The following is a 21584-nucleotide window of genomic DNA, read 5'->3' as shown; positions in this document are numbered from 1 at the left end:
ATCGCCGTCGCACCCGGCCTGAAGTCCGCGCATTCTGCCCACTCACGCTCCGTGCTCGGCTTTCTCGGATCTACGGGCCTCTGGGCACCGGGGCCGACTCCGCGGTGGTCCGGGCTGCAAGCGAGCTTGCGGCGGGGCCGGCGAGCTTGCGGGCGGGGCCGGCGAGCTTGCGGGCGGGGCCGGCGAGTGGGCGAACCTGCGGGGTATGACGCCGGGACGCACTGTGTTCGGCCCGCTCGCGCTCGATGGTCTCGGTTGCGAGTCGAGGTGCTGGGCCACGGGTGCGAGGGCGAGTGTCCGGACGGTCCTGCTGTCGGCGAGCGGGCGGACCTGAGCGGCGCCGCCCGCGAGTCATGCGACATCTGGCCCGCTCGCGTCGCCGGAAGGAACGGACGGGCGGGGGAAACGGTGTGCGCCTCGATGAGCGGGCGCAATCACATGACAGCTCGAATGGTGCGCCAGATGTTTCGCCCGCTCGCCGGCCTGGGGCGGGGGGGGGGGGAAGAGAGACGCGGCGGACGGGAGGCGCGGTGCCAGATGGAACCGTGCCTCCCGTCCGTCGGGTGGGTCAGAAGCCGGACGGCACCCGCGGGGTGTAGGCCTGCTCGAGTCGTGTGACCTCGTCGTCGTTCAGTTCGATCGTGGTCGCGGCGACCGCGTCGTCGATGTGGTGCTCCTTCGTCGCGCCGATGATCGGTGCCGAGACGGCCGACTTCCCAGCGACCCACGCGAGGGCGATCTGCGCCATGCTCGCGCCGCGCTCCTCCGCGACCTGCCCGACCGCTTCGACGATCGCTCGGTTCGCGTCCTCGTCCTGGCGGTACAGCGTCTTGCCGAACTCGTCCGTGTCGGACCGTGAGCCGGAACCCTGCGCGTCCCAGGGGCGGGTGACCTTGCCGCGGGCGAGCGGGCTCCACGGGATGACGCCGACGCCGGTGTGGGCACAGAACGGGTGCATCTCGCGCTCCTCCTCACGTTCGAGGAGGTTGTACTGGTCCTGCATCGCGACGAACTTCGTCCAGCCGTTGCGCTCCGCGACGTGCTGCATCTTGGCGAACTGCCACGCCCACATGCTCGACGCACCGATGTAGCGGGCCTTGCCGGACTTGACGACGTCGTGGAGGGCCTCCATCGTCTCCTCGACCGGGGTGAGCGGGTCGAAACGGTGGATCTGGTACAGGTCGACGTAATCGGTGCCGAGTCGTGTCAGCGAGGCGTCGATCTCGTGCATGATCGCGACACGAGACAGCCCTGCCCCGTTGCGGCCCGGACGCATGCGGTTGAAGACCTTCGTGAAGACCTGGACCTCCTCACGGGGAGCGAGCTCCTTGAGGAGTTCGCCGGTGATCTCCTCGCTGCTGCCCGCCGAGTAGACGTTCGCGGTGTCGAAGGTCGTGATGCCGGCGTCGAACGCCCGGCGGACGAAGGGGCGCGCGTCGTCGATGCCGACGCTCCACGCGTGCGAGCCCTTCGTCGGGTCGCCGTAGGACATCATGCCGAGGATGACACTCGAGATCTCGAGGCCGGTGTTGCCGAGGCGGACGGTGGGGACGGTGGGGGTGTCGGACATACGGGGTCCTTCCGTAGCGGAGCGCTGGTGGGGTCGTGCCTGCTTGCGTGCGTGCGTGCGCGCATGCGTGTGTGCCCGCGAGCGGGCTTTCCTGACGGGTGTGTCAGGCGGAGACCCGGGCATCTCGCCCGGTCACCGCGAGCAGACGCACCTGCAGAGGAGCATCGTCGTCCACCTGCACTGGAGCCGCGTACAGCCCGGTCGCCGCGAGGGACTGGATCTGCGGTTCGAAGTGCGTCCACACCGCGTCGACGAGCTCGTCGGGCAGGCGCTCGTCGCTCCCCGTCGCGCGGGCCAGGTCCCACGTGTGGATCGTGATGTCGCTGGTCTGCTCCGCGAGGTACTCGCCGGCCCGCACCACGTCGGTCGACAGGTGCACGGGCGTGTCCTTCGGTGCGCGCTGCCAGGCTTCGATCGCCGCGCTCGAGTGCCGTTCCCACTCAGCGAGGAGGTCATCACCGATCGGCTCCAGGTCCGCTTCGGCCTGGGCGTAGTCACAACCGGTGAGGAGCTTGGGGATCCAGCGCTGTTCATCCACAACGTGTGCGACGAGATCGCGCGTCGTCCACTCGGAGTCGGGGGTGGGAGCGTCCCAGTCGGTGACGGCGGCGACGCGGCGGCCGAACTCCGCCACGGCGAGTGTCTGCAGCGTGATCCAGTCGGTGGACATCGGGGTGCTCCTGTTCGTCGGCGAGCGACATTCCGACGACCGCGTCGGACGTGCTTCGTGTGCAGCGGTGTTGCGTGCAACCCTGGGACCGAGGGGCGGATTCCCCCGGGTGGGCCAGAGCGTTCCTCACGGTACCGCTCCGGTCGGTCGGGAGGCGCTGGGGCGGATGGCGCGGAGCTCCCTGCTCGTGATGGGCGCGCGGGCGACGGGTGTGGCGGGCGAGGGGCGCGTCGGCGGCGAGCCGGCGGCTGAGCGGGCGGCTGAGCGCTCGGTTCCGCGTGCGCGCTGAGCGCTGAGCGCTGAGCGCTGAGCGGGCGGAATCCCCGCTGGATCCGGGAGAACGCCCTGGTGTTCCGCCCGGTCGGCAGGGAAGACGCACCCATCCACCCACGGGCACGACCACGAAAGCGAACGCTCGAGCCGGTCCCGGACAGCACGAAGCCCCGACGCCGAGGGCGCCGGGGCTTCGAGAGGGCGGAGAGGTCAGGCCGCCTGGAGGACGAACTGGACGTCGAGGTTGATCGTGACGTCGTTGCCGAGCGTGAAGCCGCCGGCCTCGAGGGCTGCGTTCCAGTTCACGCCGAACTCGGTGCGGTCGATCTTCGTCGTCGCCTCGGCACCGAGCTTGACCTGACCGTAGCCGTCGGTGATGACGCCGCCGAACTCGGTCTTCAGCGTGACGGGCTTGGTGACGCCACGGAGCGAGAGTTCGCCGTCGATGAGCATGTCGTCGCCGTCCTCGCGGATACCCGTTGAGCGGAACGTCATGTGCGGGTGCTCCTCGGTCAGGAAGAAGTCACCGGTCGCGAGGTGCTGGTCACGCTGCGCCTGGTTGGTGTTGATGCTCGAGACGTCGATCGAGGCCTCGAGGGTCGTGTCGAGGGGGTTCTCGGCGGTCACGAGGGTCGCGTCGAACTTCTCGAACTTGCCCTTGACCTTGCTGATCGCGAGGTGACGGACGGAGAAGCTGACCTCGGAGTGGGTCGGGTCGAGCTTCCAAGTGCCGGTGACGTAACCGGGGATGGCGGAGGCGTTGAGAGCCATGGTGTGTCCTTCTTCGAGCGATGAGTCATGGGCGGGCGCGAGATTTCATGCACCTGCATCGAACCTGATGGTAGCCCATTCTGCACCGCTTTGGTTGAAGCGTCAACCATTGTTCACCGAGGTGTTGTTCTTCGGGCGGTGCCGGCCCGTTCGGCCGGCGATGAGGAGACGACGCATCCGCGCGACGAAACGGTCGGCGGACGGACCGACGTCATCCGCGGTCGCCCGCACCAACCACCAATCGTCGTCCTTCAGCAGTTCACCCCTGGTCAGGTCCTTCCGGAACGTCGCCGGGTCGGTCCGATGGAGGTCGCTCTCGTACTCGATCGCGACACGAGCATCGGGGTATGCGAGGTCGACGCAGGCGACCCACCGTCCGTCCACCACCACGTCGTGGTTGAGGACGGGTTCCGGGAGACCTGCGCGGGTCAGGAGGAGCCGCATCCGCGTCTCCCCAGGCGACCGTGATCCAGCCCGGATCTCGGCGAGGGCTGCCCGGAGCTTCACGACGCCGCGACCGCCTCGCCGCCGACGCACGGCCGCGGCCAGTTCGGGGAGCGTCGACCAACCGAGCCATCCCACCAAGGCGTCCCCAGCCACGATGAGTTCGTCCAGCGACAGGAACGAGGCGAGCGCGGTGAAGGTGTCGGCCGGATGCGTCAGCGCGACACCCCTGGTCTGGACGACTCGGACCGAACCCGCCTTGGCCCGGTGCCCCACCGACCCACGGACGCGCAGCGCCTGGTCCGTCCCGATCGTGGTGACGTGCAACCGCGGATCACGTTCGATCCGGCGGGGCAACGGCACGCCGAGGAGCATCGCGGCGGTCGTGTGGCTGAAGACCTGGTCATGGCGCAGCCGAGGAGCGAGTGCCCGCGCGAAGGCGTCCGGCGTGTGCGGTTGCTCGGCACATCGCACGCCGTGGAACGGACGTCGCAGGTCGCGGGCATCGAGCCGCCCGCGTGGAACGCCCATGTGGAGCGCGCGACGCACTCGGAACGGCGTCTGACGCAGGGCCGGGGGGAGCGGGGTCCTCGGAGACATGGGTCCATGGTGCGAGCCGCACCGGAGCGCCGGGGCCAGACCGAGGCTCCAGTGTGGACAGGACCGGCCGTCGGCCGGATGTGCAGGACGGGACGCAGCTCGCGAGCGGGCGGAACCACGGTTGTGCGGCATGGGCTGCCCCGGCGTTCTGCCCGATCGTGGGGGGGGGGGCACGGGGGCCTGGCATGTCGCCCGCTCGCGGGGAGGGCGCCACCGGGGGCCTGACATTTCGCTCGCTCGCGCCGCCCGCTCGCGCCGCTCGCTCGCGCCACCCGCTCGTGCTGGCGCCGGGTCAGCGCGCGACCGAGGGACAAACGGAGGAACGGAGGAGCGGAGGAGCCGACTGCACACAGGTACTGCCACGGCCTCCCGCGTGCGCGCTCACTCCAGTAGCGTCGGACCCATGGAATTCAGGTACCTGGGCAACTCCGGACTCAAGATCTCCGAGATCACCTACGGCAACTGGCTGACGCACGGCTCGCAGGTCGAGAACGACGTCGCCACACAGTGCGTGCGGGCAGCGCTCGACGCTGGCATCACCACGTTCGACACCGCGGACACCTACGCCAACACGGCAGCAGAGACCGTTCTCGGCGAAGCACTCAAGGGTGAGCGTCGTCAGTCCCTCGAGGTCTTCACGAAGGTCTACTGGCCGACCGGCCCGATGGGGCACAACGACGTCGGCCTCAGCCGCAAGCACATCATGGAGTCCATCAACGGCTCGCTCGAGCGTCTGCAGACCGATTACGTCGACCTGTACCAGGCCCACCGCTACGACTACGAGACCCCGCTCGAAGAGACCATGCAGGCCTTCGCGGACGTGGTGCGTCAGGGCAAGGCGCTGTACATCGGCGTCAGCGAGTGGTCCGCCGAGCAGATCCGTGCCGGTGCTGCCCTCGCGAAGGAACTCGGCTTCCAGCTCATCTCGAACCAGCCGCAGTACTCGATGCTGTGGCGCGTCATCGAGGGCGAGGTCGTCCCCGCGTCAAAGCAGCTCGGTCTGTCGCAGATCGTGTTCTCGCCGATCGCGCAGGGCGTCCTCACCGGCAAGTACAAGCCGGGCCAGCCGCTGCCGCAGGGCTCCCGCGCCACGGACGAGAAGGGCGGCGCGGACATGATCAAGCGGTACATGCGCGACGAGGTCCTCGAGGCCGTCCAGCGTCTCCAGCCGGTCGCTGACGAGGCCGGGCTCACCCTTGCCCAGCTCGCCGTCGCCTGGACCCTGCAGAACGAGAACGTCGCCTCGGCGATCGTCGGTGCCTCGCGTCCGTCACAGGTCGAGGACAACGTGAAGGCAGCAGGCGTGAAGCTCGACGCCGACACGATGGCGCGCATCGACGAGGCCCTCGGGGACATCCCGGAGCGCGACGCCTCGAAGAACGTCTCTCCGACGCAGCGTCCCGCCTGAGCGGAACGCGCCGCGTGACGAACGGGAGGCCCGGTACCAGCTGGTACCGGGCCTCCCGTCCGTCACGGGGCTGAGCTGGGTCAGCCGGCTGAACTGGTCAGCGCACCACCACGAGCCCTCGGCCCGTGAAACGGACGCCGTCGGTGTCGAAGTCGGCGTCGCCGAAGCTGAACAGCACCTCGCCGGTGGCACCGACGAGCGGAACCTCCGCAGGGTCGTCGGACAGGTTGACGACGACGTGGACCGGTGCTGCCGTCGGGCCGAGCAGCCCGCGGGTCAGCACGAGCCATCGCTCGTCCTCGCTGAAGCGGACGGCGTTCGCCTCGTAGCGGTGGTCGACGAACGCCTCGTCGGTGCGCCGGAGGGCGACGAGCACCCGGTAGGCGTTGAGGATTCGTGCTCCACGCTCGGACTCGACGTCAGACCAGTCGAGCTTGGAGTTGGTGAACGTCGTCGGGTCCTGCGGGTCGGGGACCGTGGACTCGTCCCAACCGTGCTCGGCGAACTCCTTGATCCGGCCCTCGGCGGTGACCTTGCCGAGTTCCGGCTCCGGGTGCGAGGTGAAGAACTGCCACGGGGTCGTGGCGGCGAACTCCTCACCCATGAAGAGCATCGGGGTGAACGGGCCGAGCAGCGTGAGCGCTGCGGCGATGACGAGACCTTCGTCCGACACGGTTGCGGCGAGACGGTCACCGGCGGCGCGGTTGCCGATCTGGTCGTGGTTCTGGTTCGCCACGACGAGGGCGGTCGTCGGCGACGTGCCGCGGTCGATCGGCCGACCGTGACGCTTGCCGCGGAAGGACGACCAGGTTCCGTCGTGGAAGAAACCCTGGTCGAGCACCTTCGCCAGGGCGGTCAGCGGGGCGAAGTCGGCGTAGTAGCCGTTCGTCTCCCCGGTGACGGCGACGTGCACGGCGTGGTGGAAGTCGTCCGACCACTGGCCGGCGAGCCCGTAGCCGGAGGCTTCGCGCGGGCGGAACATGATCGGGTCGTTGAGGTCCGATTCCGCGATGAGTGACAGCGGCTTGCTGGTGAACGCCGAGAACGCGTCGGTCTCGCTGGCCATCTCGGCGAGGATGTGCGGTCGCGTCGTGTCACGGATCGCGTGCACGGCGTCGAGTCGCAGACCGTCGACGTGGTGGTCGCGGAACCACATCCGGACGTTGTCCAGGACGTACCGGCGGACCTCGGGCTCTTCGACGTTGACGGAGTCGCCCCAGGTGTTGGCCAGCCCCTGCACGAGGTACGGGCCGTAGAGCGGCAGGTAGTTCCCGCTCGGACCGAGGTGGTTGTAGACGACGTCCTGGATGACGCCGAGACCGAGGGCGTGGGCGCGGTCGACGAAGCGGTCGTAGGCATCCGGGCCGCCGTAGGGAGCGTGCACGGCGTACCACGCGACCCCGTCGTAACCCCAGTTCCACTCACCGTTGACGCCGTTCACGGGCAGCAGCTCGACGAACTCGACCCCGAGCTCGACCAGGTGCTCGAGCTTGGCGGCAGCGGCGTCGAGGGTGCCCTCTGGCGTGTAAGTGCCGACGTGCATCTCGTAGATGACACCGCCCCGCACCGGTCGACCGGTCCAGGCGTCGTCCGTCCAAGCGAAGCGTGCCGGGTCGACGACCTCGGACGGCCCGTGGACGCCCTCGGGCTGGAAGCGGCTGCGCGGATCGGGCCGGACGGACTCATCCTCGTCGATGCGGAAGCCGTACCGGGCTCCGACGACGGGGAGGACCTCGTCGGTCGTCCACCAGCCGTCGTCCCCGCGGGTGAGCGGGAACTCGGTGCCGTCGACGACGAGGCGGACGTTCTCGGGCTCGGGGGCCCAGACGCCGTAGCGGTCGGGACTGGTCATGCGTGACCCTCCAGGATCTCGACCTCGGCCTGCGCGTCGGTCTCGTTGTCTTCGGTGCTGCTGGTGGTGGTGTTCGCGGCGGTGGGGTTCGTGCTGTCGGACGTGCTCGTGTCCGTGGCGTCATGACCACCGCCGTCGACGACGTCCGCGGGCACCAGCAGTGCGACGGGGAAGTCGGTGAGGATCTCGTCGAGCAGGAGGTCCCGGTCAGCCGGGAAATGCCTCCCGGTCAGCAGGTCCACGCGCTCCACCGGCACGACGTGCAGGAGCGTGTCCGCCCATCCGCCGACGGTCTGGAGGCCCAGGGGCAGTCTCGTGGCCACCGTCACGACCCCGCCGCGGTCGAAGGCGACCACGTGGTCCGCTGCGGGGCCGGTGGCGTCGAGCGGGACGTACCGGGTGAACAGCTCCGGGTGGTCGCGACGGACGCGGAGTGCGCGGCTCGTGACGAGGGTCTTCGCGGCGGCGCCCAGGTCGATGCCGGGCAACGCGTCGGGGCCGTCGTCGTCGGCACCGTCGAGCGAGGCGAGGACGTGCCGCCGTTCGGCGTAGTCCACGGGCCGACGGTTGTCCGGGTCGACGAGCGAGCGGTCCCAGGCCTCGGTGCCCTGGTAGACGTCCGGGACGCCGGGCGCCGTGAGCTGCAGGATCTTCGCCCCGAGACCGTTGGACCAGCCGGCGGCGTCGATCCGCTCGTCGATCGCGTCGAGCTCGGCGACCACCGCGGGGTCGTCGAAGGCGGCGTCGACGATCGCGTGCATCTGCTGCTCGAACGACTCGTTCGGCTCGGTCCACGTCGTGCTGTTGCCGGCCTCTCGCGACGCCTTCTCGGCGTAGGCGTGCAGACGCTCGCGTGAGGCCGGGCGGGCCCCGACGATCGCCTGCCAGAGCAGGTTGGCGAACACCCCGTCCTCGAGCGGAGCGAGCGCGTTGAGACGGTCGAACGTCGCCGTCCACTCCTCGCCGAGTTCAGCGAGGACAGCGATGCGAGCACGGGTGTCCTCGCTGCGCTTCGTGTCGTGCGTCGTCAGGGTCGTCATGGCATGCGGCCAGCTGGCGAGACGTTCGCGCTGTGCGGCGTGGAACTCGTCGAGGGTGACCGAGAACACGCTCGGGTCGCCGCCGACCTCGCTCAGGGACGACAGGCGCGAGGTCCGGTAGAACGCGGTGTCCTCGACGCCCTTGGCCATCACCATGCCGCTGGTCTGTTGGAGGCGGATCGCGGCGGCGTTGTCCGCATCGCACAGTGCCGGTGCGATGCGGTCGATGACGTCGGCCAGGTCGGGGCGGGCTTCCGCCGCGACCTCGAGTGCCTCGATCAAGTGGTGGATGCCCTCCGGCAGGTAGGTGCGGTAGACCTCGAAGCTCGCCACGATCTCTGCGACAGCATCGACGATCCGGTCCTCGGAGACGGATCCAGAGGCGGACACGGAGGTGGCATCGCCCTGCACGGCCGGGTCGACGACCAGGAGGCGTGCCAAGCGTCGGACCTCACTGTTCAGGATGCCGTCGGCGATCCCACGACGGGTCCGGTGCGTCAGGTCCTGCCACGACACGTGCTCGCCGCGCAACCGGTCCTCGAGCGCCGTGAGGGGCGCTTCGCCGGCGGGGTCGACGAACACCCGGTCGATGAACCCGAGGGCGTCGTAGCCGGTCGTCCCGTCCACCGGCCAGGACGAGGGCAGCAGTTCGCCCGGCTCGAGGATCTTCTCCACCAGCGTGTACGCACCGCCCGTCAGGTCGGCGAGGTCGTCGAGGTACCCCGCCGGGTCGTAGAGGCCGTCCGGGTGGTCGATGCGCAGACCGTCGACCAGGCCGTCGCGGAACCAGGAGCCGATGACCCCATGCGAAGCGGCGAACACCTCGGGCTCCTCCACACGGATCGCGGCGAGCGTGTTGACCGCGAAGAACCGTCTGTAGTTCAGCTCGGAGTCGGCGCGCTTCCAGTGGACGAACTCGTAGTGCTGTCGGGCGTGCACGGTCTCGACGTCGTCACCGTCGTGCACGGTGCCGGGAGCCGTCGGGTACTCGGTCTCACCGACGAGCAGCCGCGGGGCCTTGCCGTCCGGGCTCCCGGCGTCGAGGGTGACTGCATCGAGCAACCGGTCGTCGAGCACGGGGATGCGGATCCGTCCCGAGCCGGCGGCCCAGTCGATGTCGAACGCCCAGGCCACGGGGGACTCCTGGCCGTGCTCGAGGAGCGACCACCACCACGGGTTCACGGCCGGGGTCGCGACGCCGACGTGGTTCGGGACGACGTCGACGAGGACGCCGAGTCCCGCGGCGTGTGCTGCCTCGGCGAGGGCGCGGAGCGCGTCGTCGCCGCCACGCTCGGTGTCGACGTGCGTGTGGTCGACGACGTCGTACCCGTGACCGGAGCCGGGCTCCGCCTGCAGCACGGGGGAGAGGTAGAGCCAGTCGGCACCGAGGTCGCGGACGTAGTCGACGACGTCCTGCGCGGCCCTCAGGTCGAACTCGGCGGTGACCTGGAGACGGTATGTGGAGGTCGGGTTTCGGCGGGTCATTCGGTGTCCCCAATGGTGTCGTGATCGGTCTGGGTACGGGGGACGGCGGGTGCGTCGCCGTCGGGCGAGAGGGCCCCGGGAGCCGGGGCGTCGCTGGGCGCAGCTGCGGTGTCATCGATGTCGGGGCGGGCGGACACGGACGTCGGCGCCGTCGCGTCCGGCGCCGTGTCGGCCCCGGATCCGGTCGTCCCGACCGCGCTCGGCGCGGCCGATCCGGCCGGGTTCGTCGGGGTGGCTGCTGGGTGCTCCGGCTCGTCCTCGTGCGCCGTGTCGACCGGGGTGCGCTGGATCTCGTGCTCGGGCTCGGCACGGAGGACGATCATCGAGCGGGCGGGGACGTCGAGCGCGTCCCCGGCTTCGAGGACCTCGTCCCGCGCTCCGGGTTCAGCGGTGTCGATGCGGACGGTCCACCCGGGCGAGTACTCCTCCGGGGGGAGCGTGAAGGTCACGACACCGTCGTGCGCGTTGAAGTACGTCAGGAAGGCCACGTCGGTGATGCGCTCCCCGCGGGCGTCACGTCCGCGGATGCCCTCGCCGTTCAGGTACATCCCGACGCTCTTGCCGAAGCCGGAGTCCCACTCTTCGGGCTGCATGGCGTCGCCGGCCGGGGTCAGCCAGACCACGTCGGGCAACGGTTCGCCCTCACCACGGCGCACCGGTCGACCGTTGAAGTACCGGGTCCGTCGGAAGGTCGGGTGGTCGTGCCGGAGCTTCACGACGTCAGCGGTGAACTGGATGAGCTCGTCGTCGGCGGTCGCCCAGTCGATCCAGCTCAGTTCGGAGTCCTGCGCGTAGACGTTGTTGTTGCCCTGCTGCGTGCGGCCGAGTTCGTCGCCATGGGCGATCATCGGCACACCCTGACTCAGCAGGAGCGTGGCGATGAAGTTGCGGCGGCGCTGCAGTCGGAGTGCGGTGACCTCCGGGTCGTCCGTGGGGCCTTCGATGCCGGAGTTCCACGAGCGGTTGTGGCTCTCGCCGTCGTTGTTGTCCTCACCGTTGGCGTCGTTGTGCTTCTCGTTGTAGGCCACCAGGTCGTACAGCGTGAAGCCGTCGTGGGCGGTGATGAAGTTGATGCTCGCCTTGGGCGTGCGGCCGTCGTGCTCGTACAGGTCGGCGGATCCCGAGATGCGCGATGCGAACTCGCCGAGGGTGGACGGCTCGCCCCGCCAGAAGTCGCGCACGGTGTCGCGGTACTTGCCGTTCCACTCCGACCACTGCGGCGGGAAGTTGCCCACCTGGTAGCCGCCGGGGCCGACGTCCCACGGCTCGGCGATGAGCTTCACCTGCGACACGATCGGGTCCTGCTGCACCAGTTCGAAGAAGGCGGAGAGCCGGTCGACCTCGTAGAACTCCCGGGCCAGGGCTGCGGCGAGGTCGAAGCGGAAGCCGTCGACGTGCATCTCGGTCACCCAGTAGCGGAGGGAGTCCATGATCAGCTGCAGCGAGTGCGGGTGCCCGACGTTGAGCGAGTTGCCGGTGCCCGTCACGTCCATGTAGTACCGCTTGTCGTCGTCCATCAGGCGGTAGTACGCCGCGTTGTCGAGACCGCGGAAGGACAGCGTCGGGCCGAGGTGGTTGCCCTCGGCGGTGTGGTTGTAGACGACGTCGATGACGACCTCTATACCGGCACGGTGCAGTTCGCGCACCATCGTCTTGAACTCCTGCACCTGCTGCCCGCCGTCGCCCGAGGACGAGTAGTGCGAGTGCGGCGCGAAGAACCCGATGGTGTTGTAGCCCCAGTAGTTCGACAGCCCCTTGTCCTGCAGCGTCGAGTCGTTCACGAACTGGTGCACCGGCATGAGCTCGAGCGTCGTCACGCCCAAGCGCTTGAGGTGCTCGATGACGGCCGGGTGTGAGACGCCAGCGTAGGTACCGCGCTGCTCTTCGGGTACGTCGGGGTGCGTCTCGGTGAGGCCCTTGACGTGCGCCTCGTAGATGACGGTCTCGCCGTACGGGATGCGGGGTGCGCGGTCGCCCTGCCAGTCGAAGAACGGGTTGATGACCACGCCCTTGACCATGTGGGAAGCCGAGTCTTCGTCGTTCGTCGAGTCCGGGTCGCCGAACGTGTACGAGAAGAGGGACTGGTCCCAGTCGATGTCGCCGCTCGTCGCCTTCGCGTACGGGTCGAGGAGGAGCTTCGCCGGGTTCGAGCGGACGCCGTTCGTCGGGTCGTACGGGGCGTGGACGCGGAAGCCGTACTCCTGGCCCGGGCCGACGGTGGGCAGGTAGGCGTGCCACACGTGGGCGTCGACCTCGACGAGTCGGACCCGTTCTTCGGTCCCGTCGGCATCGAACAGGCAGAGCTCGACCCCTTCGGCGACCTCGCTGAACACAGCGAAGTTCGTGCCGCTGCCGTCGTAGGTCGCGCCGAGCGGGTAGGGGTTGCCGGGCCAGGTGTGCAAACGTGCCTCCAGAAGAGATGAACTGGGCCAACGTATCGGCGGGCCCCTGTGATGTCCGGGCCCGAGACGCGCACTGTGGAGCGTTGCGGCCCTCCACAAGCGTTGGTCGGACAGGCCTGCTCAGTCCTGCACAGGACGGACGTCGAGTCGAACTCCTCCACAGTTCGTCACGGCCCGTCCGCCAGCCAGTGCGCGCGGAGTAGCGTCGCCGCCATGACCAACATCGTCACGCAGATCGCAGACAAGGTGCGGCCCGTCGGCGTCGCCTCCAACTACGGCGACCCGGTGGACGTCGGGGACAGCACCCTGATCCCCGTCTCCGTCAACTGGTACGGCTTCGGCGGCGGCTCGGACGCCGACGAAGACGGGGCCGGTGGTGGCGGCGGCGGTGCCGTTTCGCTCCCCGTCGGCGCCTACGTCCGTCGTCCCGGACAGGACCTCGCCTTCGAGCCGAACGTCATCTCGCTCCTCACGATCAGCATCCCGGTGATCTGGGTCGCCGGCAAGGTGCTCGTCAAGCTCATCCGCGCGCTCAAGAAGTGACCACCTGACGGACAGGAGGCTCGTGGTGACGGACCACGGGCCTCCTGTCCGATGGGTACACTGCTGGGACACACACGGGAGTCCGCCAGAGCGGGCTGAGAGGGAGCGAACCGCGCTCCGACCGTCGAACCTGATCCGGATCATGCCGGCGCAGGGAGGAGTCATCGCGATGTCCACTGGCGCACCTACCGAAACGTCCATCGAACGCCCCGTCTCGAAGCGCTCGCTCCGCTGGCGTGTCGTCGACATCGTCGTCGCCGCGGTCCTCGCGGTCGCGGTCGGCGTCGTCTTCAAGCTCTGGGACTTCGCCTACGAGCCGATCGGCGCGGGTCTCGGCCTGGTCCTCCCGGGTTCGCAGGCACTGGTCGGCGGCGTCTGGCTGCTCGCCGGACCGCTCGTCGCCATCGTCGTCCGCAAGCCGGGTGCAGCGCTCTTCGGCGAGATCGTCGCCGCATCGGTCGAGGCCATGCTCGGCACGCAGTGGGGCTGGGGGACACTGCTCTCCGGGTTGGTCCAGGGCGTCGGCGCCGAGATCGTCCTCGCGCTGTTCCTCTACCGGGTGTGGAAGCTGCCCGTGGTCATGCTCGCCGGAGCCGCGACCGGTCTCGCGCTCGGCCTGAACGACGCGTTCCGGTACTACGCGGGAGCGACCGCCTCGTTCCAGGTGACGTACGTGATCTGCGCGATCATCTCCGGCGTGGTGATCGCGGGCATCGGGTCCTGGCTGCTCGTCCGCGCACTCGCCCGGACCGGGGTGCTCTCCTCCTTCGCGGCCGGACGGGAGCACGGGCGCCGGCCACGATCCTCCGCAGCGTGACGACCGACGCGGGATCCGGCGCGTCGTCGGTGGCCCGTCCGGCGCACCTCGTGTTCCAGGGCTGGGGATGGCGGTACCCCGAGCGGCAGACCTGGGCCGTCCGGAACGTCGACCTCGACATCCTCCCGGGCGAGCGCGTCGCCGTCGTCGGTCCGTCCGGCGCCGGCAAGTCGACACTCCTCCGTGCTGCGGCCGGTGTCCTCGCCGACGACCCCGACGACGGCGACGACACCGCGGCCTCGGTCGAGGGTGTCGTCCTGATCGACGGTGCCGACCCGCGGACCGTCCGAGGACGCGTCGGCCTCGTCATGCAGGACCCCGAAGCGCACACGGTGATGTCGCGGGTCGGCGACGACGTCGCGTTCGGCTGCGAGAACCTCGGCGTCCCACGCCACGAGATCTGGCCGCGGGTGCAGCACGCGCTCGACATCGTCGGGCTCGACCTCCCGCTCGGCCGGTCCACCACGCAGCTCTCCGGTGGGCAACGGCAGCGGCTCGCGCTCGCCGGGGTGCTCGCGATGCGTCCGGGCGCCCTCGTGCTCGACGAACCCAGCGCCAACCTCGACCCCGCGGGCGTCGGCCAGGTGCACGACGCTGTCCGGGCGCTCCTCGACGACACCGGAGCGACGATGCTCGTGGTCGAGCACCGCATCGGCACGTGGCTCGACCTGGTCGACCGGCTCGTGTTGCTCGAGCCGGGGGGCGGAGTCGCCGCCGACGGCCCCCCCGACGTCGTGCTCGCTGCCCACGGGGACGCGCTCGAGCGCGGCGGGGTGTGGATCCCGGGGAGCGAACCCGCAGTCGGTTCGGCGCGGAGTGCACCCCGTGGCGGTGCGTCCTCCGGTGGAGCGTCGCGCGGAGTCGCCCTCCGCCGCGCTACGCGAGCGCGCGGAATGCCAGGGTCCGGCGATGCGGACACCGGGGGATCTCGCCCGCTCGGCGGCGCGGGCGGGCCGGAAGCCGCACGGCTAGCGCGAGCGGGCGGAATGCCAGGGTCGGGCGACGCGGACGCCGGGGGATCTCGCCCGCTCGGCGCCGTGGGGGAGCCGGAAGCCCCACGTCCCGCGCGAGCGGGCGGAATGCCAGGGGACGCAGTCCCCGAGACCGTGGTGTTCCGCCCGCTCGGCGCGGGAGCGGCCGGACAGGAGGCCCACCCCACGACGGGCGGGACCGCACTGCTCCGCGCGCGCGGCCTGGCGACCAGTCGGAGCGCGAGCCGGAGCAGCAGACGACGCAGGCGCGGCTTCGACCAGGCGCTCCACGTTGGTCACGACATCGACCTCGAGGTCCGGAGCGGACGGGTGCTCGCTGTCACCGGGGCGAACGGCGTCGGCAAGAGCACCCTCGGGCTCACTCTCGCGGGGCTCCTCCGCCCCGCTGCCGGAACGCTGGAGGCCACCCCGGTCCTGGTCGGAACAGCGAGCCCGGCGCCGACCGGAACCGCCCCGACCGGAACGGCTCCGTACTCCTGGTCCAGCCGCGAGCTCGCCGCCCGGATCGGTACCGTCTTCCAGGACCCGGAACACCAGTTCATCGCGCGCTCCGTCCGCGAGGAACTCGTCGCCGGCCCGGCCGCGCTCGGGATGCCCGCTGCCGCGATCGACGAGCGGGTCATTGAACTGCTCGACAGGTTCCGGCTCGACCACCTGGGCGACGCGAACCCCTTCACGCTCTCCGGCGGTGAGCAACGGCGGCTCGCGATCGCAGCGGTGATCGCGACACGCCCGCCGGTCCTCGTGCTCGACGAACCGACCTCCGGCCAGGACCGAGCCACCTGGAGTGCCGTGGTCGAGCAGCTCGGCGCCCTCGCCGATGCCGGGACCGCCGTCGTCGTGGTGACACACGATCGAGATCTCGTCCGAGCGCTCGACGCTGACGAGGTCGTCCTCCACGCGGACGGCCTGATCCCGGCAGCGCCGGTCGTCACTTCCACGGGGGAACCACGGTGACCGCCCCGTCGACCGCACTGAGTGGTCGGACCGGTGCCGAGCCTCCCGTCCGTCCCGGGCGTGGTGTTGCCTCCGTGCAACCGGTGGCATTGCTGCTCGGGGTGATCGCACTGGGTGTCGTGCTGGTCCTCAGCCTCGACCTGGTGTCCGCGACGGTCGCGCTGCTGCTCGAACTCGCGCTCCTGCCGTTGCTCCGCATCCCCGTCCGCACCCTCCTCCTGCGCACGTCCCCGGTCCTGGTCGCTGTCCCGTTGACCGGCGTGAGCATCGCCCTGTACGGGCAGCCGTCCGGGCGTGTCTGGTTCGACTTGGCCTTCGCGCACGTCACCGACGGGTCGTTGCAGCTGGCGCTCGCGACGATGTTGCGTGTCCTCGCCGTCGGCGTGCCGGGCATCGTCCTGTTCATCAGGACGGACGTCACGGACCTGGCGGACGGGCTCGCGCAGATCCTCCACCTTCCGGCTCGGTTCGTCCTCGGTGCCCTGGCCGCTGTCCGCATGATGACCCTGCTCGGCGACGACTGGCGGCAGCTCGCGATGGCACGGCGCGCCCGGGGTGTCGCGGACAGTGGTCGCATGCGTCGCGGCCTGTCGATGGCATTCGGGTTGCTCGTGGTCGCGTTGCGTCGAGCGACAACGCTCGCGGTGGCCATGGAGTCCCGCGGATTCGGTGCGCCCGGCAGACGCACCTGGGCACGTCCAGTCCGGTTCGCCGGTCCCGAGTGGGCGATGGTGGCGGTCCTGGTCGGCATCGGCGCGTTCGCGGTCGTCGCTGCCCTCCTCGCGGGCACCTGGCGTGCCTGACGTCGACGCACCGGCTGCGTCGGGAGCGGACGCCGACGGCCTGGAGGCCCGGATCGCCTCGACGGGGGCGCTCGCTTCCCGCGCGCGGTCGGCCTTCCGGACGGCACGGAACGCCCCCTCCCGGACGGCTCGGAACGACCGTCTCGTGGTCCTCGTGGACGGACGCTCGGGGACCGGCAAGACGACGCTCGGGAACGCTCTCGCGGCGGAACTCGACGCGACCATCGTCCATCTGGACGATGTCTACCCGGGGTGGGACGGCCTCCAGGCTGCTGCCGACAGCGTCGTTCGGGACGTGCTCGGGGCCCCCTCCGGGTACCGGCGGTGGGACTGGGCGACTTCTGCGCCTGCGGACTGGGTTCCGGTGGACCCCGCCGCGCCGATCGTCATCGAAGGGTGCGGGGCGTTGTCCCGCGCGTCGGCACCGCTGGCGACCTTCCGAGTGTGGTTGACCGCGGAGGAGGGCGAGCGTCGTCGCCGCGCACTCGACCGGGACGGCGAGACGTTCGCGCGGCAGTGGGAACGGTGGGCCCGGCAGGAGGAGGCGTTCATCGCTGCCGAGATGCCGCAGACCCTCGCCGACGAGGTGCTCCGGTCGTAGGGACGGTGCTACGCCCAGCCGAGTTCGTGCAGCCGTTCGTCGTCGATGCCGTAGAAGTGACCGATCTCGTGCACGAGCGTGGTGTGCACCTCGTCTTTGAGGTCCTCCAGGGTGTCGCACTCGAGCAGGTGTTGCTTGCGGAACACGACGATCCGGTCCGGGAGCTCCCCGAAGCCGTACTGGCCGCGCTCGGTCTGGGCGACGCCGTCGTAGACGCCGAACAGGTCGGAGCCGTCTTCGGGCTCGTCCTCGACCACGAAGACGACATTGTCGAGCCCGTCGACCATGTCGTCGGGCAGGAGGTCGAGCTCGTCGGTCACGAGCTGTTCGAAGGCCTCGGTCGACATCTCCATCACGGGAGGATCGTGGCACAGCTGCCCGGACGTGTCCTGGTCGGCGTGGACACGCCGGCACGACCCTCCACACGACGTCCGCACGACGAAGGCCCCCGTCCTGCGGACGGGGGCCTTCGCGGAACTGGGGTGAGTAACGGGGCTTGAACCCGCGACCTCCTGGACCACAACCAGGCGCTCTACCAGCTGAGCTATACCCACCATGAGTCAATCCGGCGAGCCGGAGCAACCACTCGATTGTAGTACATCCGGACGCCTGCCCGGACCACCGTCGCTACTCGCCGGCCTGCGGGGTCGGCTCCGGCTGCGGTTCGGCGCTGGACTGCGGGGCCAGGCGCGACTCCCACTTCGCCACGACCTCGGCCGCGACGGCCTTCACGTCGTCGCTCGCCGGGCCCGGCTCCGGGGTGAAGCCGGCGCGGCGGTAGTACTCGAGCTCACGGATCGACTCGAGGATGTCGGCGAGGGCGCGGTGCCCCCCGTGCTTCTCTGGCGAGTTGTAGTACACGCGCGGGAACCAGCGACGGCAGAGTTCCTTGATGCTCGAGACGTCGACGCTCCGGTAGTGCAGGTGGTTGTCGATCCGCGGCATGTACTTCGCCAGGAACGCACGGTCCGTGCCGATCGTGTTGCCGGCCAGGGGAGCGGACCCCTCGGTCGGGACGTGGGCGAGGATGTACTCGAGGACCTGGTACTCGGCGTCCGCGAGGGACACACCGTTCGGGATCTCGTCGATGAGGCCCGACGTCGTGTGCATCTTCGTGACGAAGTCGTTCATGTTGTCGAGTGCCGACTGGTCCGGCTTGATGACGATGTCGAACCCGGGGTGCACGGGGTTGAGGTCGAAGTCCGTGATGACCACAGCGACCTCCACGAGCTCGTCGACCTCGACGTCGAGGCCCGTCATCTCACAGTCGATCCAGACGAGGCGGTCATTCGCGGCAGACATACCGCGATCCTACTTCCGTGCGCCGACGCCCCGGGCTCCCTGCGGACCGGAGGTCCGGCAGCCGGCGGCGAGTGGTCGGACGAACGCACGCGCGGGCGGTCGGGCGGGGCAGCGAGCCGGGGGCGAGCGGGAAGCCGCGAGCCGGGATGCCGATGAGGGAGCGGGCGAGCGCGAGCGGGCGGAGTGCCGGCGTGGTGTCGCCGGCACGACTGGTCTTCTGCCCGCTCGCGGCCGTGGTGTCACCACGGGAGGCCCGCAACCGGCTCGCGGGACCGCTGCCGGCCTCCCGTCCGGGTCGGCGAGGTTGAGCAGGCGGATTCCCCCGTCATCTTCTGCTGGAGCCCGTGGTGTTCCGCCCGCTCGCCGGCCAGCACCTCCCTTCCGCTCGCCGGCCAGCAGCTCCCTTCCGATCGCCACGCGGCGTGCCGCAGGAGGTCCGTCTCGCTCGTCACCTGACCGCGAACGGGAGGAATCCCACCGGACCGACGCGCGGCACCCTGGTGTTCCGCCCACTCGCGGGGTGGACGAGCGAGCCTCGCCGGACGGGAGGCCCCGCTCCAGTCCGCAGGTCGCGTCACGCGCCTCCCGACCACGGCGCCACCGCGAGTGGGCGGGATCCCACGTGGCTGGCGCGCCACGCCCTGGCATTCCGCCCGCTCACGCGCTGCGAGCGGCATGCGCGAGCCGAGGCCGCTCACACCCCGCCCCGACCGGTAGTCGCGAGCGGAGCCCGCCCGCGCGCCCCGACCGACAACCGCGCGAGCGCCAGCAACGAGAGCAACCAGCAACGAGAGCAGCCAGCAACGCGAGCAGCCCGCAACGCGAGCAGCCCGCCACCGACACCGATGGCCGGGCCCGCACCGCGGCCCCGGCCATCGTCGGCAGCAGGAACTACGCCATCTCGCCGGCCGAGATCGCCTCGGCTTCGACGCGCTCGGGCTCCTCCCCGTCGTCCACGCGCCGCAGCACCTTCGTGGTGAGCACGACGACCAGGAACGCGACCGCGACGGACACCCCCGCGAAGACGTAGGCGGCACTCGGCGAGTACGCGTCGGCGAGCAGCGTCGCGACGGGCGGGGCGATGGCGCCACCGATGAAGCGGACCGCAGAGTACGCGCTCGACGCGACGGAGCGGGGCAGGTCGGTCGCCTCCATGACGCACTCGGTGAGCACGGTGTTGAGGACACCGAGCACGAGTCCGCCGATGACGACGCAGACGATCAGCCCGGCCGGCGACCGGACGACGACGGCTGCGGCGAACAGGTCGAGTGCGAGCAGCGGCAGCGCGAGCTTGAGGACGCTGGTGCGCCGCATCCGCGCCGTGAGCATCGGGGCGACCCACACCGAGGTGATGGCGAGTCCGACGCCCCAGCCGAAGAACGTGAACCCGATGCCGAGCGCCCCGAAGCCGAGCGGGAACGGCGTGTAGGCGAGGAGCACGAAGAAGCCGATGTTGTAGAAGAGGGCGGTCGCGGCGAGGGCGGCCAGGGCCGGTCGGCCGAGGGCACGGAACGGCGCGGAGAGCTTCGTCGGGGTGGGCTTCTCGAGTGAGCCGGACTTCAGCAACGCCAGGATCGCGATGAACGCGACGGCCATCAGCGTGGTGACGCCGAAGAACGGTCCGCGCCAGCTGACGGATCCGAGCAGGCCGCCGACGAGGGGGCCGACCGCGATGCCGAGGCCGAGCGCGGCCTCGTACAGGATGATCGCCGACGCGGTCCCGCCCGACGCTGCGCCGACGATCGTGGCCAGCGCGGTCGAGATGAAGAGCGCGTTGCCGAGACCCCAGCCGGCGCGGAAGCCGATGATCGTCCAGACGTCGTTCGACACGGCGGCGAGGACCGAGAACAGCACGATGAGGGCGAGGCCGATCATCAGGGTCTTCTTCGCGCCGATGCGGCTGGACACCCAGCTGGTGAAGAACATCGCGATGCCGGTGACGGCGAGGTAGCTGGTGAAGAGCAGCTCGGTCTGCGCGGGCGTGGCGCGGAGCGACTCGGCGATGGCGGGGAGGATCGGGTCGACGAGGCCGATGCCCATGAAGGCGACGACGCAGGCGAAAGCGATGGCCCACACCGCGGAGGACTGCTTCAGGATCGAACCGGACGAGCCGGCGGTGCCGGACTGGCCGGCGGTGCCGGACTGCCCGGCGGGTGCGTGCGCGTTCACGCGGTGGTCTCCGTTCTGGTCCTCGCTGCGATGAGGGCCGATGCTTCGTGCAGGATGTCCCAGTCGTCGTCGGTGAGGTCCTCGAAGAGGGGGCCGACGGTGCTGGTGAGTGCGGCTCGCCACGCGACGAGTCGCTCGCGGCCGGCGTCGGTGATCTCGATGAGCTGGCCGCGCGAGTCGTCGGGGTCGACGGTCCGCGAGACGAGTCCGTCGGCGGTCATGCCGGCGACCAGGCGGGTCATGGTCGGCTGGGACACCCGCGACGCCTTGGCGAGTTCGCCGAGTCGCAGGGACTCTTCGGTCTCGAGGATCCCGAGGGTCCGCCAGACGGCGGTGGACGTGGTGTGCCCGGTGGCCTGGAGCGCGGACCGGATGAGCCGGTTGACGGAGACGAGGAGGGTCTCGATGGTCTGTTCCCGCGTTCGTTCCATAGCCGGACTATATAGCACGGCTATGGATTCGGCAAGGAGGCCCGACACGCCTCCGCCGAGCTGCTCCTGTCCGCCGGGCGCTCACGATGCGCTGGACGGCGGTGCCCCCTGTCCTGGTAGAAGGGACCCATGACCGACATCACCATCCACGAGGGCGACGAGTTCACCGCCATCTTCCACGAGGGCCCCTTCGACGGGACCACGGACACCCGCACCGCCACGAGCGACGCGCTGGACGACGAGGTGACGGTGTTCGCGGACGTCGAGGGCCTCCAGACCGCCTTCACCTACAAGGCCACCGGCTCCCGTCAGGTCCTCGACCAGATCTCGGTCGACTACACCTTCGCGCCGGACGAGTCCGACCCGGTCGACGACCTGCAGGACCGCGGCGACCGCTCCGGCGAGTTCGACCGCGAGTAGCAGCCGTCGATGGTGCCCCCGGTCGTCCTGGACG

The 21584-nt window shown here is 70.2% G+C and carries 18 protein-coding genes, 1 tRNA gene and 1 riboswitch; of the genes, 7 read left to right on the top strand and 12 right to left on the bottom strand.

From position 1 onward, the window contains the following. Positions 1–568 precede the first annotated feature (568 nt). The 4 genes from DEJ31_RS03405 to DEJ31_RS03390 all read right to left on the bottom strand — a co-directional run bounded on the left by DEJ31_RS03405 (position 569) and on the right by DEJ31_RS03390 (position 4328). On the bottom strand, positions 569–1570 hold the full coding sequence (locus DEJ31_RS03405) for an aldo/keto reductase (protein ID WP_111044687.1): 1002 nt from the start codon (positions 1568–1570) through the stop codon (positions 569–571). Positions 1571–1673: 103 nt separating this feature from the next. Beyond that, on the bottom strand, positions 1674–2240 hold the full coding sequence (locus DEJ31_RS03400) for a TIGR03086 family metal-binding protein (RefSeq protein ID WP_110903220.1): 567 nt from the start codon (positions 2238–2240) through the stop codon (positions 1674–1676). Between the two features lie 483 nt (positions 2241–2723). Beyond that, on the bottom strand, positions 2724–3284 hold the full coding sequence (locus DEJ31_RS03395) for a YceI family protein (RefSeq protein ID WP_110903219.1): 561 nt from the start codon (positions 3282–3284) through the stop codon (positions 2724–2726). Between the two features lie 102 nt (positions 3285–3386). Next, positions 3387–4328: a hypothetical protein gene (locus DEJ31_RS03390; protein WP_146243089.1), complete on the bottom strand. Its 942-nt coding sequence runs from the start codon at positions 4326–4328 to the stop codon at positions 3387–3389. A gap of 403 nt (positions 4329–4731) precedes the next feature. Between DEJ31_RS03390 and DEJ31_RS03385 the strand changes: the two genes are divergently transcribed. Continuing rightward, positions 4732–5736, top strand: a complete 1005-nt coding sequence (locus DEJ31_RS03385; protein WP_111045262.1) for an aldo/keto reductase family protein — start codon at positions 4732–4734, stop codon at positions 5734–5736. Positions 5737–5833: 97 nt separating this feature from the next. Here the strand turns inward: DEJ31_RS03385 and treZ are convergent, their stop codons facing one another. Genes treZ through glgX form a run of 3 tightly spaced genes read right to left on the bottom strand, consistent with a single transcriptional unit; the run spans position 5834 to position 12515 of the window. Next, positions 5834–7588, bottom strand: coding sequence for a malto-oligosyltrehalose trehalohydrolase (gene treZ, locus DEJ31_RS03380; protein ID WP_110905062.1), 1755 nt, complete (start codon positions 7586–7588; stop codon positions 5834–5836). Further along, positions 7585–10113 carry a malto-oligosyltrehalose synthase gene (gene treY, locus DEJ31_RS03375; RefSeq protein WP_111045263.1) on the bottom strand — a complete coding sequence of 843 codons (2529 nt, stop codon included), beginning with the start codon at positions 10111–10113 and terminating at the stop codon, positions 7585–7587. The genes treZ and treY overlap by 4 nt, the downstream gene beginning before the upstream one ends. Then, positions 10110–12515, bottom strand: coding sequence for a glycogen debranching protein GlgX (glgX, locus tag DEJ31_RS03370; protein ID WP_258366119.1), 2406 nt, complete (start codon positions 12513–12515; stop codon positions 10110–10112). Before glgX ends, treY begins: the two co-directional genes overlap by 4 nt. A 213-nt stretch (positions 12516–12728) precedes the next feature. Between glgX and DEJ31_RS03365 the strand changes: the two genes are divergently transcribed. The 5 genes from DEJ31_RS03365 (at position 12729) to DEJ31_RS03340 (ending at position 17228) form a co-directional block, all read left to right on the top strand. Next, complete coding sequence (locus tag DEJ31_RS03365) at positions 12729–13058, top strand: hypothetical protein (protein ID WP_110905060.1); 330 nt, start codon at positions 12729–12731, stop codon at positions 13056–13058. A gap of 64 nt (positions 13059–13122) precedes the next feature. After that, positions 13123–13233: riboswitch (TPP riboswitch) on the top strand. Beyond that, positions 13228–13875, top strand: coding sequence for an ECF transporter S component (locus tag DEJ31_RS03360; RefSeq protein WP_110905070.1), 648 nt, complete (start codon positions 13228–13230; stop codon positions 13873–13875). It overlaps the preceding riboswitch by 6 nt. Further along, a complete protein-coding gene (locus DEJ31_RS17695; RefSeq protein ID WP_309147269.1) occupies positions 13872–15824 on the top strand; it encodes an ATP-binding cassette domain-containing protein in 1953 nt (650 codons plus the stop codon). The genes DEJ31_RS03360 and DEJ31_RS17695 overlap by 4 nt, the downstream gene beginning before the upstream one ends. An 83-nt stretch (positions 15825–15907) precedes the next feature. After that, positions 15908–16627, top strand: coding sequence for an energy-coupling factor transporter transmembrane protein EcfT (locus DEJ31_RS03345; protein WP_258366118.1), 720 nt, complete (start codon positions 15908–15910; stop codon positions 16625–16627). Further along, positions 16620–17228: an ATP-binding protein gene (locus DEJ31_RS03340; RefSeq protein WP_258366117.1), complete on the top strand. Its 609-nt coding sequence runs from the start codon at positions 16620–16622 to the stop codon at positions 17226–17228. The genes DEJ31_RS03345 and DEJ31_RS03340 overlap by 8 nt, the downstream gene beginning before the upstream one ends. Positions 17229–17236: 8 nt before the next feature. Here the strand turns inward: DEJ31_RS03340 and DEJ31_RS03335 are convergent, their stop codons facing one another. The 5 genes from DEJ31_RS03335 to DEJ31_RS03315 all read right to left on the bottom strand — a co-directional run bounded on the left by DEJ31_RS03335 (position 17237) and on the right by DEJ31_RS03315 (position 21130). After that, positions 17237–17581, bottom strand: a complete 345-nt coding sequence (locus DEJ31_RS03335) for a metallopeptidase family protein (RefSeq protein ID WP_110905059.1) — start codon at positions 17579–17581, stop codon at positions 17237–17239. Between the two features lie 125 nt (positions 17582–17706). Next, positions 17707–17782, bottom strand: a tRNA-His gene (locus DEJ31_RS03330). 73 nt (positions 17783–17855) lie between these two features. Next, positions 17856–18530: an oligoribonuclease gene (gene orn, locus DEJ31_RS03325; protein ID WP_111045264.1), complete on the bottom strand. Its 675-nt coding sequence runs from the start codon at positions 18528–18530 to the stop codon at positions 17856–17858. An 891-nt stretch (positions 18531–19421) separates the two neighbouring features. Continuing rightward, positions 19422–20627, bottom strand: a complete 1206-nt coding sequence (locus DEJ31_RS03320; RefSeq protein WP_111121359.1) for an MFS transporter — start codon at positions 20625–20627, stop codon at positions 19422–19424. 68 nt (positions 20628–20695) lie between these two features. Beyond that, positions 20696–21130, bottom strand: a complete 435-nt coding sequence (locus DEJ31_RS03315) for a MarR family winged helix-turn-helix transcriptional regulator (protein ID WP_110905055.1) — start codon at positions 21128–21130, stop codon at positions 20696–20698. 129 nt (positions 21131–21259) lie between these two features. On the opposite strand from DEJ31_RS03315, the gene DEJ31_RS03310 reads away from it, so the two are divergent. Then, the gene (locus DEJ31_RS03310; protein WP_110905054.1) at positions 21260–21550 is read left to right on the top strand and encodes a hypothetical protein; all 291 of its coding nucleotides are present in this window, start codon (positions 21260–21262) and stop codon (positions 21548–21550) included. The last annotated feature ends 34 nt before the right edge of the window (positions 21551–21584 follow it).

The sequence above is a fragment of the Curtobacterium sp. MCPF17_031 genome, assembly GCF_003234035.1.
Classification (GTDB): domain Bacteria; phylum Actinomycetota; class Actinomycetes; order Actinomycetales; family Microbacteriaceae; genus Curtobacterium.
This window is presented reverse-complemented; position numbering and strand designations above follow the sequence as displayed.

What these genes read in the sequence shown, in the direction of transcription:
- DEJ31_RS03310 (WP_110905054.1), top strand. Translation starts at nt 21,260, where the DNA reads ATGACCGACATCACCATCCACGAGGGCGACGAGTTCACCGCCATCTTC.
- DEJ31_RS03365 (WP_110905060.1), top strand. Translation starts at nt 12,729, where the DNA reads ATGACCAACATCGTCACGCAGATCGCAGACAAGGTGCGGCCCGTCGGC.
- DEJ31_RS03400 (WP_110903220.1), bottom strand. Translation starts at nt 2,240, where the DNA reads ATGTCCACCGACTGGATCACGCTGCAGACACTCGCCGTGGCGGAGTTC.
- DEJ31_RS03405 (WP_111044687.1), bottom strand. Translation starts at nt 1,570, where the DNA reads ATGTCCGACACCCCCACCGTCCCCACCGTCCGCCTCGGCAACACCGGC.
- DEJ31_RS03390 (WP_146243089.1), bottom strand. Translation starts at nt 4,328, where the DNA reads ATGTCTCCGAGGACCCCGCTCCCCCCGGCCCTGCGTCAGACGCCGTTC.
- DEJ31_RS03395 (WP_110903219.1), bottom strand. Translation starts at nt 3,284, where the DNA reads ATGGCTCTCAACGCCTCCGCCATCCCCGGTTACGTCACCGGCACTTGG.
- treZ (WP_110905062.1), bottom strand. Translation starts at nt 7,588, where the DNA reads ATGACCAGTCCCGACCGCTACGGCGTCTGGGCCCCCGAGCCCGAGAAC.
- orn (WP_111045264.1), bottom strand. Translation starts at nt 18,530, where the DNA reads ATGTCTGCCGCGAATGACCGCCTCGTCTGGATCGACTGTGAGATGACG.
- DEJ31_RS03335 (WP_110905059.1), bottom strand. Translation starts at nt 17,581, where the DNA reads ATGGAGATGTCGACCGAGGCCTTCGAACAGCTCGTGACCGACGAGCTC.
- treY (WP_111045263.1), bottom strand. Translation starts at nt 10,113, where the DNA reads ATGACCCGCCGAAACCCGACCTCCACATACCGTCTCCAGGTCACCGCC.
- DEJ31_RS03385 (WP_111045262.1), top strand. Translation starts at nt 4,732, where the DNA reads ATGGAATTCAGGTACCTGGGCAACTCCGGACTCAAGATCTCCGAGATC.
- DEJ31_RS03360 (WP_110905070.1), top strand. Translation starts at nt 13,228, where the DNA reads ATGTCCACTGGCGCACCTACCGAAACGTCCATCGAACGCCCCGTCTCG.
- DEJ31_RS03315 (WP_110905055.1), bottom strand. Translation starts at nt 21,130, where the DNA reads ATGGAACGAACGCGGGAACAGACCATCGAGACCCTCCTCGTCTCCGTC.